This window comes from Streptomyces sp. NPDC012510, assembly GCF_042955065.1.
In the GTDB taxonomy this organism is placed as follows: domain Bacteria; phylum Actinomycetota; class Actinomycetes; order Streptomycetales; family Streptomycetaceae; genus Streptomyces.
In genome coordinates, this window is the sequence record NZ_JBIBEN010000024.1 from 107585 (window position 1) to 123347 (window position 15763).

17 protein-coding genes and 1 riboswitch are annotated in these 15763 nt (G+C 70.5%); of the genes, 7 read left to right on the forward strand and 10 right to left on the reverse strand.

The window, feature by feature from the left end:
* Positions 1 to 216: 216 nt before the first annotated feature.
* From ACFY9I_RS34405 to ACFY9I_RS34425, 5 genes are all read left to right on the forward strand, one after another.
* Complete coding sequence (locus tag ACFY9I_RS34405; RefSeq protein WP_391008813.1) at positions 217 to 486, forward strand: DUF3311 domain-containing protein; 270 nt, start codon at positions 217 to 219, stop codon at positions 484 to 486.
* Positions 483 to 2111, forward strand: coding sequence for a monocarboxylate uptake permease MctP (mctP, locus tag ACFY9I_RS34410; RefSeq protein ID WP_391008816.1), 1629 nt, complete (start codon positions 483 to 485; stop codon positions 2109 to 2111). Before ACFY9I_RS34405 ends, mctP begins: the two co-directional genes overlap by 4 nt.
* 208 nt (positions 2112 to 2319) lie before the next feature.
* A complete protein-coding gene (locus ACFY9I_RS34415) occupies positions 2320 to 3309 on the forward strand; it encodes a nucleoside hydrolase (RefSeq protein ID WP_391008819.1) in 990 nt (329 codons plus the stop codon).
* Between the two features lie 160 nt (positions 3310 to 3469).
* Positions 3470 to 3559: riboswitch (cobalamin riboswitch) on the forward strand.
* Between the two features lie 144 nt (positions 3560 to 3703).
* Entirely contained in the window at positions 3704 to 6106 is a 2403-nt protein-coding gene (locus ACFY9I_RS34420; protein ID WP_391008822.1) for a ribonucleoside-diphosphate reductase subunit alpha, read from the forward strand.
* The gene (locus ACFY9I_RS34425) at positions 6106 to 7116 is read left to right on the forward strand and encodes a ribonucleotide-diphosphate reductase subunit beta (RefSeq protein ID WP_391008825.1); all 1011 of its coding nucleotides are present in this window, start codon (positions 6106 to 6108) and stop codon (positions 7114 to 7116) included. The genes ACFY9I_RS34420 and ACFY9I_RS34425 overlap by 1 nt, the downstream gene beginning before the upstream one ends.
* Before the next feature lie 137 nt (positions 7117 to 7253).
* Here ACFY9I_RS34425 and ACFY9I_RS34430 read toward each other — a convergent pair whose 3' ends face one another.
* Positions 7254 to 7454, reverse strand: coding sequence for a hypothetical protein (locus ACFY9I_RS34430; RefSeq protein WP_391008827.1), 201 nt, complete (start codon positions 7452 to 7454; stop codon positions 7254 to 7256).
* 126 nt (positions 7455 to 7580) lie between these two features.
* Between ACFY9I_RS34430 and ACFY9I_RS34435 the strand changes: the two genes are divergently transcribed.
* Positions 7581 to 8543 (forward strand): helix-turn-helix domain-containing protein, encoded by a 963-nt coding sequence (locus ACFY9I_RS34435; RefSeq protein ID WP_391008830.1) that lies wholly within the window; start codon positions 7581 to 7583, stop codon positions 8541 to 8543.
* Positions 8544 to 8621: 78 nt separating this feature from the next.
* Here the strand turns inward: ACFY9I_RS34435 and def are convergent, their stop codons facing one another.
* From def to ACFY9I_RS34465, 6 genes are all read right to left on the reverse strand, one after another.
* Positions 8622 to 9272: a peptide deformylase gene (gene def, locus ACFY9I_RS34440; protein ID WP_391008833.1), complete on the reverse strand. Its 651-nt coding sequence runs from the start codon at positions 9270 to 9272 to the stop codon at positions 8622 to 8624.
* 137 nt (positions 9273 to 9409) lie between these two features.
* Positions 9410 to 10459, reverse strand: a complete 1050-nt coding sequence (locus ACFY9I_RS34445) for a tetratricopeptide repeat protein (protein ID WP_391008836.1) — start codon at positions 10457 to 10459, stop codon at positions 9410 to 9412.
* Between the two features lie 432 nt (positions 10460 to 10891).
* On the reverse strand, positions 10892 to 11281 hold the full coding sequence (locus ACFY9I_RS34450) for a roadblock/LC7 domain-containing protein (protein WP_391008839.1): 390 nt from the start codon (positions 11279 to 11281) through the stop codon (positions 10892 to 10894).
* Between the two features lie 52 nt (positions 11282 to 11333).
* Entirely contained in the window at positions 11334 to 11936 is a 603-nt protein-coding gene (locus ACFY9I_RS34455) for a hypothetical protein (protein WP_391008842.1), read from the reverse strand.
* The gene (locus ACFY9I_RS34460; protein ID WP_391008845.1) at positions 11936 to 12772 is read right to left on the reverse strand and encodes a DUF4388 domain-containing protein; all 837 of its coding nucleotides are present in this window, start codon (positions 12770 to 12772) and stop codon (positions 11936 to 11938) included. Before ACFY9I_RS34460 ends, ACFY9I_RS34455 begins: the two co-directional genes overlap by 1 nt.
* The gene (locus ACFY9I_RS34465) at positions 12769 to 13110 is read right to left on the reverse strand and encodes a hypothetical protein (protein ID WP_391008945.1); all 342 of its coding nucleotides are present in this window, start codon (positions 13108 to 13110) and stop codon (positions 12769 to 12771) included. Before ACFY9I_RS34465 ends, ACFY9I_RS34460 begins: the two co-directional genes overlap by 4 nt.
* Positions 13111 to 13297: 187 nt before the next feature.
* Between ACFY9I_RS34465 and ACFY9I_RS34470 the strand changes: the two genes are divergently transcribed.
* Positions 13298 to 13663, forward strand: coding sequence for a hypothetical protein (locus ACFY9I_RS34470; protein ID WP_391008848.1), 366 nt, complete (start codon positions 13298 to 13300; stop codon positions 13661 to 13663).
* Between the two features lie 153 nt (positions 13664 to 13816).
* Here ACFY9I_RS34470 and rsrA read toward each other — a convergent pair whose 3' ends face one another.
* The 3 genes from rsrA to ACFY9I_RS34485 all read right to left on the reverse strand — a co-directional run bounded on the left by rsrA (position 13817) and on the right by ACFY9I_RS34485 (position 15763).
* On the reverse strand, positions 13817 to 14128 hold the full coding sequence (gene rsrA / locus ACFY9I_RS34475) for a mycothiol system anti-sigma-R factor (protein WP_383989160.1): 312 nt from the start codon (positions 14126 to 14128) through the stop codon (positions 13817 to 13819).
* Entirely contained in the window at positions 14125 to 14796 is a 672-nt protein-coding gene (gene sigR / locus ACFY9I_RS34480; protein ID WP_391008948.1) for an RNA polymerase sigma factor SigR, read from the reverse strand. The genes rsrA and sigR overlap by 4 nt, the downstream gene beginning before the upstream one ends.
* Before the next feature lie 292 nt (positions 14797 to 15088).
* Positions 15089 to 15763: an alpha/beta family hydrolase gene (locus tag ACFY9I_RS34485; protein WP_391008851.1), complete on the reverse strand. Its 675-nt coding sequence runs from the start codon at positions 15761 to 15763 to the stop codon at positions 15089 to 15091.

Genomic DNA, 15763 nt, shown 5'->3' on the forward strand with positions numbered 1-15763 from the left:
GTCTTCACGGGCTCACTCCCCTCCGCCGGAGCGGCAGGACGGTGCTGCCGACAGGGCTTGCGGATCCTGCTCACCAGGGGTTCCGGCACCGCTGGACACAGAACCTCCGCATCCGTTATCCGGACAGGGGGTTCCAAACGACGGAACCCGTCCCTTACATTTCCCTCCGCGCCAAACCGTGATCAGTGGTGATCAGCGAGGGGACGGAACCGGTACATGTCAAAAGCGCCTGAAGTGGGACCACCGGTGGTCACACCTGTCAGAGTGGTCATCGCCCTGTGTTTGTTCGCCCCGTTCGTGGCGATGCTCTGGGTCGGCTCCTACGCCCAGACGGACCCCGTGCTCATGGGCATCCCGTTCTTCTACTGGTACCAGATGGCCTGGGTGCTCATCTCCACCGCGCTCACCGGCATCGCGTACGTCCTGTGGCAGCGTGACCAGCGCGCCCGCAAGTCCAAGGCACGGGGCGGGGGTGCCTCCCGGTGAAGGACGGCGTGAACGGCGTCGCGCTCGCCGTCTTCATCTTCTTCTTCCTGGCCGTCACGGTCATGGGCTTCCTCGCCGCTCGCTGGCGCAAGGCCGAGAACGAGCACAGCCTCGACGAATGGGGCCTCGGCGGCCGGTCGTTCGGCACCTGGGTCACCTGGTTCCTGCTCGGCGGCGACCTCTACACCGCGTACACGTTCGTCGCCGTACCGGCGGCGATCTACGCGGCGGGCGCGGCCGGCTTCTTCGCGGTGCCCTACACGATCCTGATCTACCCGCTGATCTTCACGTTCCTGCCCCGGCTGTGGTCGGTCTCCCACAAGCACGGCTATGTGACGACCTCGGACTTCGTACGCGGTCGCTTCGGCTCGAAGGGCCTGTCCCTGGCCGTGGCCCTCACCGGCATCCTGGCGACGATGCCGTACATCGCGCTCCAGTTGGTCGGCATCCAGGCCGTACTCGACGTAATGGGCGTGGGCGGCGGCGAGGACACCAACTGGTTCATCAAGGACCTGCCGCTCCTGATCGCCTTCGGTGTGCTGGCCGCGTACACCTACTCGTCCGGTCTCCGGGCCCCCGCGTTGATCGCGTTCGTGAAGGACACCCTGATCTACATCGTCATCGCGGTGGCGATCATCTACATCCCGATCAAACTCGGCGGCTTCGACGACATCTTCGCCAAGGCGGGCGAGGCGTACAGCCAGACCAACCCGGCGACGGACAAGCCGCGCGGTTCCCTCGTCCCGGGCGATGCCAACCAGTGGACGTACGCGACGCTGGCCCTCGGCTCGGCGCTGGCGCTCTTCATGTACCCGCACTCGATCACGGCGACGCTGTCGTCCAGGAGCCGCGAGGTCATCCGCCGCAACACCACGATCCTGCCGTTGTACTCCCTGATGCTGGGCCTGCTGGCCCTGCTGGGTTTCATGGCGATCGCGGCCGGCATCCAGGTGCAGAACGGGCAGCTGGCGATCCCTCAGCTCTTCGAGACGATGTTCCCCGACTGGTTCGCGGGCGTCGCCTTCGCCGCGATCGGTATCGGTGCGCTGGTCCCCGCGGCGATCATGTCCATCGCTGCGGCGAACCTCTTCACCCGCAACATCTACAAGGACTTCATCAAGCCGGACGCCACACCGGCGCAGGAGACGAAGGTCTCCAAGCTGGTGTCGCTGCTGGTGAAGGTCGGCGCACTGGCGTTCGTCCTGACGATGGACAAGACGGTCGCCATCAACTTCCAGCTCCTCGGCGGCATCTGGATCCTCCAGACCTTCCCGGCCCTCGTCGGCGGCCTCTTCACCCGCTGGTTCCACCGCTGGGCGCTGCTCGCGGGGTGGGCGGTCGGCATGCTGTACGGCACGGTCGCGGCGTACGGTGTCGCCTCGCCGACGCAGAAGCACTTCGGTGGGTCCTCCGCGGAGATCCCGGGGATCGGGGAGATCGGCTACATCGGTCTGACGGCGTTCGTGCTCAACGTGGTGGTCACGGTGGTCCTGACGTTCGTCCTGCGGGCGGTCAAGGCGCCCGACGGCATCGACGAGACCAAGCCGGAGGACTACACGGCCGACGCCGGTGACGCGGGCGTCCAGGTGGAACTGCCTCCGGCCACGGCAGGGGCGGGGCACTAGAAGGCTGCGGTCCCAGGGCGGCCGGGGGGTGTTCTTCGCCCCCGGCCGCCCTTACCCGTCCCGTCCCCAGGGGCGCTGCCCCTTCGACCCCAAGGGGTTCGTTGTCGGGTGCGGCCCGGCGTCGAAGGGGCGCAGCCCCTGGGGACGGGACGTGGATGGGACGGGTAGGGGCGGCCGGGGGCGAAAAACACCCGGCTAGGCTGACCCGGTGACCGTTCGCGCCCCGATCGTCCTCGACAGCGACCCCGGTATCGACGACGCCGTGGCCCTGCAGTACCTCCTCGGCACAGGGCTGTGGGACCTCAAGGCCTACACATCGGTCGGCGGTAACCTCCCCGCCGAGGCGACCTACACCAACGCCCGAGCCCTCGCCCGAGCCCTCCGTATCGACGCCGACGTCCCGGTCCACCGAGGCGCCGGCCGCCCTCTGTCCCAACTCCCCTACCGGGAGGCCTCCGCATTCCACGGCCCGGCCGGCCTCGGCGACGAGACGCTGCCCGACTCCACGGCCCCGCACCCGACGGAGTCGTCCGCGCAGGCCCTGCTGCGGCTTTCGCGGGAGTACGAGGGCGAGCTGACGGTGTGTGCCACCGGCCCCCTCACCAACGTGGCCATCGCCCTGCTGGAGGACCCCGATGTCGCCCACCGGGTCCGGAAGTTCGTGTTCATGGGCGGTGCCGCGCAGGTGCCGGGGAACTTCACACCGGTCGCGGAGTTCAACATCTGGGCCGACCCGGACGCCGCCGAGGTCGTCCTCTCCTCCGGCATCCCGTTCACCATGGTCGACCTGGACGCCTCGCACCGCTGCCTGTTCCGCCCCGCCGACCTCGGCGCGTTGGAGGCCGCGGGCCCGGGCACGGCTCTCGCCGCCCGTCTGATGCGCACGTACATGGACGCCTACACCCGCCACGGCGGAGACGGCACCTGCCCGCTGCACGATCCGCTGGCCGTGGGCGTCTGCGGGGACGAGGCGTTCGTCGAGGCGGCCGAGGGCGCCGTCGTCGTGGAGTGCGCGAGCGAACTCACGCGCGGCCAGACCGTTTTCGTGCCGACCGGTGCCCGACGCGTCTACTACTCCGAGTCCCCCGCCCTGACCGCCCGCCTCCGCACGACCGGCCGCGTCGCCCTGGGCCCGGGCACCCGCGACTTCGGCGAGGACTTCGTGACGACACTGCCGCGGTGGCCCGGGCTGGGCTGAAGGACGGCCCGCCCCGCCCACGGGCCGGGCCCTGGACGACCTCGCGCTCCGCACCCCTGAGTTGACGCCCTGACACGCTCCGAAGTCGACGGGACACAACATCTGGGGGTGGCACCGCGGCCCGGCACAAGATGTATGCTCATGCTCGCTGTCGCCGCAGGGGAATCCGGTGCGAATCCGGAACTGTCCCGCAACGGTGTACTCGCGTGCGTTCATGCCCTTTCGCGCACGCCCGTTCAGTCCGAACGCCTGCCGACAGTGCGCCCGGCCGTCCGGTCCGGGTGCCCTGACGTCCGGGCCTCGCGGAATGGGCCGGTGGACGCGACGCCCCGTGCGCTCGTGTGCTGCCTCATGCCCTCCGCGAGGTCCCCAGCCGAGCGAGGGAGAGCCCCACGTGACCATCGCGCCAGCCGAACCGGTTTCAGCCGACCCGGCGACCGAGACCGACGCTCCCGGTACCGCGTTGCTGCGGACCCTGACCGAGCTGACCGCCGACCTCCCCGACGCCGACCCCGGCCGGGTCGCCGCCGCCGCGCTGCGCGGCCGGTCCGCCCGTACGGACGCCGCCGAGATGGTCGTAGAGCTGCGCGAGCTGGCCACGGAAGCGGCCGCCGGCCTCATCTCCGAGGACCCCGCCTACTCGAAGCTGGCCGCCCGTCTGCTGGCCGTCGGCATCCGTGCCGAGGCCGCCTCGCAGGGGGTCACGACGTTCACGGAGTCCATCGCGGTGGGCCACCGGGAGGGCCTGGTCGCCGACCGTACGGCCGAGTTCGTCCGCGTCCACGCCGAGCGCCTCGACGCCCTCGTCGACCCGGCCGCCGACGACCGCTTCGGCTACTTCGGTCTGCGCACCCTGCACAGCCGCTACCTCCTCCGGCACCCGATCACCCGCAAGGTCGTCGAGACGCCCCAGCACTTCATGCTGCGCGTCGCCGCCGGCCTCGCCGAGGACGACACCGCACGGTCCGTGGACGAAGTCGCCGCGCTCTACCGGCTGATGAGCCGCCTCGACTACCTCCCGTCCTCCCCCACCCTCTTCAACTCCGGTACACGGCACCCCCAGATGTCGTCCTGCTACCTCCTGGACTCCCCGCTGGACGAGCTGGACTCCATCTACGACCGCTACCACCAAGTGGCCCGCCTCTCGAAGCACGCCGGCGGCATCGGTCTGTCGTACTCCCGCATCCGCTCCCGCGGTTCGCTGATCCGGGGCACCAACGGGCACTCCAACGGCATCGTGCCGTTCCTGAAGACCCTGGACGCCTCGGTCGCCGCCGTGAATCAGGGCGGCCGGCGCAAGGGCGCCGCCGCGGTCTACCTGGAGACCTGGCACTCCGACATCGAGGAGTTCCTGGAGCTGCGCGACAACACCGGTGAGGACGCCCGGCGTACGCACAACCTGAACCTGGCGCACTGGATCCCGGACGAGTTCATGCGCCGGGTGAACGCCGACGAGCCGTGGTCGCTGTTCTCCCCGGCCGACGTGCCCGAGCTGGTGGACCTGTGGGGCGAGGAGTTCGACGCCGCGTACCGCGCGGCGGAGGCGAACGGCCTGGCGAGGAAGACCATCCCGGCCCGTGACCTCTACGGCCGCATGATGCGCGCCCTCGCGCAGACCGGCAACGGCTGGATGACCTTCAAGGACGCCGCCAACCGCACGGCCAACCAGACGGCCGAGCCGGGCCATGTCGTGCACTCCTCCAACCTCTGCACGGAGATCCTGGAGGTCACGGACGACGGGGAGACCGCCGTCTGCAACCTGGGTTCGGTGAACCTGGGCGCGTTCGTCGACCGTGCCACCGGCGACATGGACTGGGAGCGGCTGGACGAGACCGTCCGCACGGCCGTCACCTTCCTGGACCGCGTCGTCGACATCAACTTCTACCCCACCGAGCAGGCGGGCCGCTCCAACGCCAAGTGGCGCCCGGTCGGCCTCGGCGCGATGGGCCTCCAGGACGTCTTCTTCCAGCTCCGCCTGCCCTTCGACTCCCCCGAGGCGAAGGCGCTGTCGACACGGATCGCGGAGCGCGTCATGCTCGCCGCGTACGAGGCCTCCGCCGACCTCGCCGAACGCAACGGCCCGCTGCCGGCCTGGGAGAAGACCCGTACGGCTCGCGGTGTGCTGCACCCCGACCACTACGGCGTCGAGTTCACCTGGCCGGAGCGCTGGGCGGCCCTGCGCGAGCGCATCGCGACGACCGGCATGCGCAACTCCCTCCTCCTCGCCATCGCGCCCACCGCCACCATCGCCTCCATCGCCGGTGTGTACGAGTGCATCGAGCCGCAGGTGTCCAACCTGTTCAAGCGCGAGACGTTGTCCGGCGAGTTCCTCCAGGTCAACTCGTATCTGGTGAAGGACCTGAAGGAGCTGGGCGTCTGGGACGCCCGCACCCGTGAGGCGCTGCGCGAGTCCAACGGTTCGGTGCAGGGCTTCGCGTGGATCCCGGCCGACGTACGGGCGCTGTACCGCACGGCGTGGGAGATCCCGCAGCGCGGCCTGATCGACATGGCCGCCGCCCGCACCCCGTATCTGGACCAGGCCCAGTCGCTGAACCTGTTCCTGGAGACGCCGACCATCGGCAAGCTCTCCTCGATGTACGCGTACGCCTGGAAGTCGGGCCTGAAGACGACGTACTACCTGCGCTCCCGCCCGGCGACCCGCATCGCCCGCGCGGCACAGGGCCAGGCGCCGGCCCCGGTCCGGCCCGAGAACACCGTCCCCGTGCAGCAGTCGGCCGACCCGGCTGCCGTCGCCTGCTCCCTTGAGAACCCCGAGTCCTGCGAGGCCTGTCAGTGATGCCCAGCAACCAGAATCTCCTCGACCCCGGCTTCGAGCTGACTCTCCGCCCCATGCGCTATCCGGATTTCTACGAGCGCTACCGGGACGCGATCAAGAACACCTGGACCGTCGAGGAGGTCGACCTCCACTCGGACGTCGCCGACCTGGCCAAGCTCTCCCCCGCCGAGCAGCACCTGATCGGCCGCCTGGTCGCCTTCTTCGCGACGGGCGACTCGATCGTGGCGAACAACCTGGTGCTGACCCTCTACAAGCACATCAACTCCCCCGAGGCCCGGCTCTACCTGAGCCGCCAGCTCTTCGAGGAGGCCGTCCACGTCCAGTTCTATCTGACGCTCCTGGACACCTATCTTCCCGATCCGGAGGACCGTACGGCGGCCTTCGCGGCGGTGGAGAGCATCCCCTCCATCCGGGAGAAGGCGCAGTTCTGCTTCACGTGGATGGACTCGGTGGAGAAGCTGGACCGCCTGGAGTCCAAGGCGGACCGCCGCCGCTTCCTGCTCAACCTGATCTGCTTCGCCGCGTGCATCGAGGGCCTGTTCTTCTACGGCGCCTTCGCCTACGTCTACTGGTTCCGCAGCCGGGGCCTGCTGCACGGTCTGGCGACGGGCACCAACTGGGTGTTCCGCGACGAGACGATGCACATGAGCTTCGCCTTCGACGTGGTCGACACTGTGCGCAAGGAGGAGCCGGAACTGTTCGACGACCAGCTCCAGCAGCAGGTCACGGACATGCTGAAGGAGGCCGTGGAGGCCGAGCTGCAGTTCGGGCGCGACCTGTGCGGTGACGGGCTGCCGGGCATGAACACCGAGTCGATGCGGCAGTACCTGGAGTGCGTCGCCGACCAGCGGCTGACACGCCTGGGCTTCGCGCCGGTCTACGGCTCGGAGAACCCCTTCTCCTTCATGGAGTTGCAGGGTGTGCAGGAGCTGACGAACTTCTTCGAGCGGCGTCCGTCCGCGTATCAGGTCGCGGTGGAGGGCACCGTCGACCTGGACGAGGACTTCTAGGTCCTTCCAGGTCACCCGAGCGACCGCGTCCCCGGCCGACGTGACCCTCACGGTCGTCGTCGTGCCGGGGAAGTGTCGGCGCCGGCTGCCGAGGTGCGGCCGCACGGAGGGTCGGCCGCTGCCCCGCGGACGAGCGATCAGGCGGCACGGGCGACGCGGTGGGTGGGCGCGGTGGCGCAGCGAGCGTCGGCCGGGGCGTGCCGCTCCGGGCGTGCTCCGTCGACGGCGGCGGCGCCCCGCTGTGCCTCCTTGATCTGCCGGTCGATCCGCCGGTCGTGCACGACGCCGACGAGCGCCGGCAGCACGACCAGGGCGAGCAGTCCGAACACGGCTGACATTCCGATGAGTCCTTGGAGCTGTGTCGTATCCATGGACATCACTGTCGCGCCCCACGCTCCTGACAAACAGTGGCAGGACTGCCGCACCCCCTCGAATTCCTGCCACTTCCGGGGCACACTGGCAGCATGCTGAAGAACGTGGCCGCCATCCTCCTGGACGGTGTTCATCCTTTCGAACTGGGCGTCGTCTGCGAGGTCTTCGGCCTCGACCGCAGCGACGAGGGCCTGCCGGTGTACGACTTCGCGGTCGCGTCGGCGGAGGGCCCCACCCTGCGGACCCACGCGGGGTTCACGATCTCCACGCCGTACGGCCTGGACCGGCTGGACGAGGCCGACCTCATCGTCGTACCGGCCGGGGACAGTTATGTGCGGCGGATCTACCCGGCCGAGCTGCTGGACGCGCTGCGCCGCGCGGCCGACCGGGGCGCCCGGGTGCTGAGCGTGTGCTCGGGGGTGTTCGTGCTCGGCGCGGCGGGCCTGCTGGACGGGCGGCCCTGCACGGTGCACTGGCGGCACGCCGAGGAGCTGTCCCGGCAGTATCCGCGGGCGGTGGTCGAGCCGGACGTGCTGTACGTGGACGCGGACCCGGTGATCACCTCGGCGGGCACGGCGGCCGGTATCGACGCCTGTCTCCACATCGTCCGCAAGGAGCAGGGCCCGGATGTGGCCAACAAGATCGCCCGGCGGATGGTGGTGCCGCCGCACCGCGACGGCGGCCAGGCCCAGTACATCGAGCGGCCGCTGCCGCGCTCACAGTGCGACACGGTCGGCGAGGTGCTGGCCTGGATGGAACGCCACCTCGACGAGGAGGTCACCGTCGAGCAGCTCGCCGCCCGCGCGCACATGTCCCCGCGCACGTTCGCCCGCCGCTTCCAGCAGGAGACCGGGACAACCCCGTACCGCTGGATCCTGCGTCAACGGGTGCTGCTGGCCCAGCGGTTGCTGGAGGGAACGGACGAGACGGTGGACGCGATCGCCTGGCGCACCGGCTTCGGCACCGCCGCCGCACTGCGCCATCAGTTCGTACGGTCCCTGGGCACCACGCCCCAGGCCTACCGCCGCACCTTCCGGGGCCCGGAGGCCGCCTGAGGGCGGACGCGGCGAGGGCGAGGCGTGTGCCTCGCCGTGGGGTGAGGCGTGTGCCTCGCCGTGGGGTTCCTCTCCCTCTCAGTCGTTCGCGACGACGGGGTAGCGGGGCTCGTTCTCGGACATCTGCCGCAGGGCGTCCTTGCGGTCGCGCTTGGAGAGCCGGTCGATGTACAGGTAGCCGTACAGGTGGTCGGTCTCGTGCTGCAGACACCGCGCGAAGTATCCGGTGCCGCGCACCTTGATCGGGTTGCCCTTCTCGTCCTGCCCGGTGACCTCGGCGTAGTCGGGGCGGGCGAGCGGCATGTACGCGGTCGGCACCGACAGACAGCCCTCGTTGCTGTCGTCCAACCGACGCTTCTCGGCGGGCAGTTCGACCAGCTTGGGATTGCACACCACACCGACGTGCCGCTTGCCCTCGTCGTCCGGGCAGTCGTACACGAACACCTTCAGGTCCACGCCGACCTGGTTCGCGGCCAGGCCCACGCCCTCCGCCGTCCGCTGGCTGGCGAACATGTCGTCCACCAGCTTCGCCAGCTCGTCCCCGAACTCGGTGACGTCCTTGCACTCCTTGTGCAGCACCGGGTTCCCGACGACGGTGATGGGCAGCGAGGTGCCGCGCTCGCGGTAGGCCGCTTCCCGCTCCTCGCAGTCCTGGGTGTCGATGACGAAACCCTCGTCGTCCACGGGGAGCACGCCCGCGTGCTTCTGATCGGTGTCCTGCTGCGCCATGAGCGACGTATGCCTTCCTAGAAAAACAGGGTTGTCATCCTGGTACAGGGTACGGGGGATCGCGCCCTGTCAGGGGCGCGGGGAACGGCGCGAGCGGCCCCACACGGCCCACGGGCGGCGTACGGCCTCACGACGCCCTAGCAAACCTCTTCCAGATCCCGCCAGTCCCGGGAGTCCGGACTGTCCGCGACCCACCCGTCCAGCAACCCCCGCACCAGCGAAGCCGGCGCGGCGATGCCGCATTCCCGCTCCGGCGCCCACAACTGCCCGTCCGTGACGTGCCCCAGCGGGCCGGGATGTCCCGGCTCACTGTGATCGTGGGGATCGAGGTGCTCCCCGTCGCCCTCGTCCGACGGCATCCGCGACTCCGAGCACAGCCGGCACAGCAGCCGCACCGACGAGGACCAGTCCTCGGCGGCGAACCCGGCGTCGGCCGCGAGCCGCTCCAACGCGTCACGGTCCGCCTCGGTCGCGGCCTCCAGCAGCACCACCCAGGTCGGCACCGGCGACGGCGCCCACAACTCGATCTCGTCGAACACCGGAAACGCGTGCCCGGCGGCGGTGGTCCGCTCGCCGTGCGGGACCCCGTCGTGCAGGACGACCTCGCCCCAGCGCCGCCCCGAGGACGGCAGCGGGATGGAGAGCACCTCGATACGGGCGGGGTCCAGCCGGCGCCCCCACACGACCTCCGCCTCACCTTCCGGGGAAAGCCGTACGGCGGCGCTGCCGAGGTCCATGCCCACGGGCTCCCCGGTGTCGCCGGTGCCCGCTCCGGACCTGGGCCGGGAAGCCCCCCCGGGCACCCGCAGCCCGTACGCCTGCCAGGCCCGGCGGGCCAGTGGCCAGTCCTGGAGAGCCGTCGCGGCGATGCCCACGTTCCACCAGTCGGGCGCCCCGGTCTCCCGGTCGAGCAGAGCGACGGCTCTCAGCCCGGCCGCCCGCGCCTGCTCCCAGTCGTGCCGGAACTTGTGCAGCAGAGCGAGGTTGAACCAGGACTCGGACAGCCATGGCTCCAGGTCCGCGGCACGTGTCAACAGCGCGCCCGCGTCCTCGTACCGACCGTCTCCGATCAGCGTGAACGCACGGTCGGTGGCCTGCCGCCAGGAGGCGGAGGGCCGATGCCGTCCCTTGCCGAAGATCCTCACGATTCCCGCCTGCCAGTTACGGTTCCCGCCTGCCAGTTCCATCGGAGTGGGCTGGCCGTCGCCCCCGGTACACCCTCTCCCTCGCATCCAACCACGGACGGATGCGGGGCCGCTCATTACTCATGGGTTACCCCACCGCGGGCAAGGTCAGACAGTCTCTCGACCGACCCGCGCGAGCGGTTCCACCACCTCCGGTGATCGTCCCGTGCCCGTCCCCCGCCGTAGTACCGCTGGCGCGCCGACGGGCCCCCGAGCCCTACTGCCCGCGCCTTCTCCTCGTATGCGTCCACGGCACGTACGATCCGCCCACTGACTCCTTGGAGTGAAGTCCCTTCCCTCGGTCGTCCCCGTCGTCCCCGTCGTCCCCGTCGTCCCCGTCGTCCCCTCGTTCCCGTCGTCGTGCGGGTCGTACGGGGCGTACGGGCCGTACGGGCCGTACGGGCGGTCGGGGTCGTGCGGGTCGTACGGGTCGTCTCAGTGCGCCACGTCCGCCGCGAGCACCTTGTTGAGCTGCTCCACGGTCGCCGGGGACTCGCGCTGGAAGGCGGCGATGTCGAGTCCGTCGTCGGCCATGACGGTCAGCAGAGTGCGTTCGCCGACGGCGACCACGATGACGTGCCCGGCGCCGCACCGGACGACGACCTCGCGGAGCGCGCCGGCTCCGGACTGGTCGGCCATGCGACGGCCGACGCCGAGGGTGGCGGCGGCGAGCGCGGCGACGGACTCGGGGTGGACCTTGTCGACGTCGGCCACGACGAGGAGCCCGTCCACGGTGGACAGGACGCTCTCCGAGACACCCATCACCCGGTCACGCAGCGATGTCAGGATGCCGGTCAGCGATTCGATCGACGCGTGTGGGGTCATGGGCACGTGCTCCTTGGTCCAGACATCTGCGGTGGGTGTGCGGTCCGAGCGCTCAGTCGGACAGGTGCCGGTCGGACTCGGGAAGAGCCCGCAGCCCGCGGCGGACGCGCCGCAGCACTTCGACGGAGGGTCGGTCGGCGAGCAGGTCCTCGGCCGACAGCAGGGACAGGGGCGGGAACGGGGTCGGCGCGGTCGGGGTCCCCGGCACGTCGTCCCCGGCATCCCCGGGGGCCGGCGCCGCGCCCCGCACGGGTAACGGCGGCCGTTCCGCGACCGCACCGTCCGGATCGGCGGACGGCGGCCGTTCCGCGCCCCCCTCACCCGACTCGACGGACGGCGGCCGGTCCGGGGCCGTGCCGTCGGAGGTGGTGGTGGCGGTGGTGGTGGCGGTGGTGGTGGTGGTGGCGGTGGTGGTGGCGGCGGTGACGGACGGTGGCTGTTCGGCGGACGTACGGCCGGGCGGGAGTTGTTCGGTCGCTGTACCGGGCTGTGGTGGAGCCGCGGTCGTGGGGACGGGGGCGGCGGCGGGAGGGGGGACTTCGGTGTGCGGGACCGGGCGGTCGTCCGCGACCTCTCGCGGGGCCGAACGCCGTCGCAGGCGAGCGGCCTTGCTGCGTATGCGGCGCTTGCGGGCCGGGTCTTTGTGGGGGCTCACTACCCGCCCTTCGCTCCGAGGTCTCCGGTGGGAGGACCTCCACCGGGCCTGCGTCTGGGCAGGGGTCCGGCTCTCGGTGACGGTTCGTCGGCTGCCGGCTGCCCCTGCGGGACACGGGGCGCGGTGCTGGGCCGAGCCCGGGGCGGGGTACCGGTCTCCCATCGGACGGCCTCCAGTGCCTCCAGCCGGATGAGGTCCAGCATCACCGCGTAGAGGCCGCGCCCCCGGGTGAAGGCCAGGTCGCGCGGTGTGCGGCGTCCGTTGACGCTCTCCACCAGGTTCCGGTGCCGTCGCGTCAGCCGCCCGTCGGTCTCCCGGGTGCCTCGGCCGGTCACCGGTTCGGGCCGGACACGGGCCAGTTCGCCCACGGGACCCCACAGCCGGGACAGCAGCGCCATGCGCCGGGTGGTCTCCTCGGCCAGCGGCCGTGGCTCGACGCCGGGCCGGAGGAGGAGCGTGGGCTGCCGTTCGGCCAACTCCCAGTCGCCGGGCGGACTGAGCGCCATCGCGAAGGCCCCGTCGTAGACGGCCGCCGTGCAGACGACCTCCAACTCGGCGGCACCGATCAGACCGGCCGCCACCAGGTGCGGGCCGAGCCGGTCGGCGTCGGGTTCCGCCGCGCAGGCCGCCAGCCATGCGTCGTCGTCGACGCGGCCCGAGGAGAGCAGCGCGGACGTCGCGGTCGGCGCGCCCGGTGTCTCGATCGCGCCGACCAGGCCGTCACGCAGGTGAATCGTGCCACCAGGGGAGCCCGCGACCCGGACGGTGCCGGTGTGACCCTCCTGGTGGAGCGCCCGCAGGAGCGCGGGTACGTTGCGCGCCGAGGGAGTCTTCACGTCAGCACCTCGCGGGCCCGGTCGCCGAGGCTGCGCAGGGCGAGGGCCACGTTGGCCCGGTCCCGGTCGAGGCCGGCCGCCAGCAGCAGTGGGTCGCCGGCCGCCCGGTGCACCGAGAGCAGCACCTGATGGCGTCGCCTGCTGGTCATAACCACGCTCTCGAACTCCCCCTCGGCCCCGGCGGCGCCGAGCCGCTCGGAGATGAGGGTGGCCAGATCGGAGCACTCGGTCCCGCTTCCCGCCTGGCCGGCGTCGCCCGCCGTCGCGTAGGTGAGACCGGTGACCGCGTCGACCAGCGCGACGCCGGTGACGCCGGGAGAGTCGAGAAGGCGGTCCAGGGATGCCTGGAGCGCGGTGGCCCGTTCCCCCATTCGCCCTCCACGTACACGCGCCGCACAGTACTTTGAACGCCAACTTCCGTAACACACAACAAAGTTGATGTTTGTGACCGGTGGGTCACTCGCGTTCGATCGTAGTTGGCCGGACAGTGACCGGTCAGCAGCACTGAGGAATTGGGGCAGCAAGATGAACATCGAGACCGCGCTCAAGGAAGCCATGACTCTCGACGGTGCGATCGGTGTCGCGCTGGTCGACTACGAGAGCGGTATGTCGCTCGGCGCCCTCGGTGGCGGGCAGCACCTCGACCTGGAGCTGGCCGCGGCCGGGAACACCGAGGTGGTGCGCTCCAAGATGCGCACGCTGGCCTCGCTGGACATGAGCGACGTGATCGAGGACATCCTGATCACGCTGGGCCGCCAGTACCACCTGATCCGCCCGCTGAGCAGCAGCAAGGGGTCACTCTTCCTCTATCTGGCCCTGGACCGCTCCCGCGGCAACCTGGCCCTGGCCCGGCACGGCCTGAAGCGCATCGAGAACGGTCTGGAGGTCTGACGTCCCCGTACGTCCCGCGCGCCCCACGCATCCCGCGCATCCCGCGGTATTGCACGCGCCACGCGCCACGCGCGCCCCGCACAAGACCCGAGCCCGTTGCGGGAGCGGCCGGACGGCCGCTCCCGCAACGGGCTCGGGGGCAGAGAATTCCGCTCAGGTCTCCTGCGGGGTGACCGGTGAGGCCGTCACGTCGTGCTCGGGCACGGTCTGTCCCGACCGGATCAGATCGATCCGGCCCATCACCTTGGCCCGCAGATCGGTGGGCACGTCGTCCTGCCCACAGCACCGCTTCACCAGCTTCTTGACGGCCTGTTCGAGCCCGTACTTCTCCAGACAGGGCGAACACTCCTCGAAGTGGTGCTCGAACTTCGTGCAGTCGGCGTCGGGCATCTCCCGGTCGAGGAACTCATAGAGATGATCGAGGATTTCGCTGCAATCCGTCTCGTGCGGCTCTCCGCAGCTCATGAGCCCGAGCCTTTCGCTTCGTTCGACTCCCCGACGCCGGCCGGGACCAGCCCACGGTCACGGGCGTAGTCCTCGAGCATGCCGCGCAGTTGACGGCGGCCCCGGTGCAGCCGGGACATCACCGTACCGATGGGTGTCCCCATGATGTCGGCGATCTCCTTGTACGCAAAGCCCTCGACATCGGCGAGATAGACGGCGATGCGGAATTCCTCGGGGATCGCCTGAAGCGCTTCCTTCACGTCCGAGTCCGGCAGGTGGTCCAGCGCCTGCGACTCCGCGGAGCGCAGCCCGGTCGACATGTGCGACTCGGCACGCGCCAGCTGCCAGTCCTCGATCTCCTCGGCCGCGGAGCGCTGGGGTTCGCGCTGCTTCTTGCGGTACGAGTTGATGAAGGTGTTCGTGAGGATGCGGTACAGCCAGGCCTTCAGGTTGGTGCCCTCACGGAACTGGTGGAAGGACGCGTACGCCTTCGCATACGTCTCCTGCACCAGGTCCTCGGCGTCGGCCGGGTTACGCGTCATGCGCAGCCCCGCCGAGTACATCTGGTCGAGGAATTCCAGAGCATCCCGCTCGAACCGGGCGCTGCGCTCCGCGGCGGTCTCGGTGCCCTCGGGCTGCTCCGCCTGGCCCCGTTCGGTCCCTGCGTCGGTCCCAGTGACCGGACCCACCTCCTCCAGCGTCTGTGCGGTACCGAAACCGGTACCACCAGAATCGGAGGATAGACGACGATCCACGCCCGCCGCCGCCCGAATAGGGCCGCTCTTGGCCGCGTGCAGCACCGTCCAGTCCAGGTCAGCGCGGCTGCTGCGGCTCGGGCAGAAGGTCGAACCCATGCGGCGGACTTCCTCTCTACGAACGGTTCAGCACGTATCCGCGCTGTCTGATCCGGACAACAGAGGACCGTCACGCAACATTCCCGCTCTCCTACCGACTCCTTACCGAGTGACACATCCCACTCCGCTACGGGAGTGACGCGATCCACTCCACGACCGCGTCGGTGATCACTGCCAGCGCCTCCTCCTGCCCGAGCGGCGCCCGCTTCGGCACGGCGAACCCGTGGTCCCCGTACTCCACCTCCACCAGGCGGTACGCCGCCTCGGCCCCACCGGGAAACTCCTCCGGCCGCCCGAAGGTGTCGTTCCCACCCTGCACGACGAGGGTGGGCACCCCGGCCCCGAGCAGCTCGTCGGCCCGGGACTTCTCCGGCTTGCCCGGCGGATGCAGCGGAAAGCTCAGCGCGAGTACGGCCGCCGCGCCAAGCTCCGCCGCCGTACGACAGGCCACCCGGGCACCCGCGCTGCGCCCGCCCGCGATCACGGGCAGCCCCGGCTTCGTCAGCGAGGGCCACAGCCCCCGCCAACCTGTGTCCAGCGTCTTCGGCGCCGGCGCGAGCTTCTTGCCCGCCACCCGCCAGGGCTGCTCCACCAGGGCGACGGTCACCCCGCGCGCCGGGAGGACGGCGGCGAGGGCCTGCAGATCTCGCGCCTCGATCCCGCCACCGGCGCCATGGCTGGCGGCGAGGACCCATCGGGCCGCCTTCCGCGCCTCGTACCAGGTGATACGCGCCGTACCGGCCTCGGTGGCGACCTCTTCCACCGACGCCCCGCCTGCTGACACTGTCTTGATCTCGGTCAC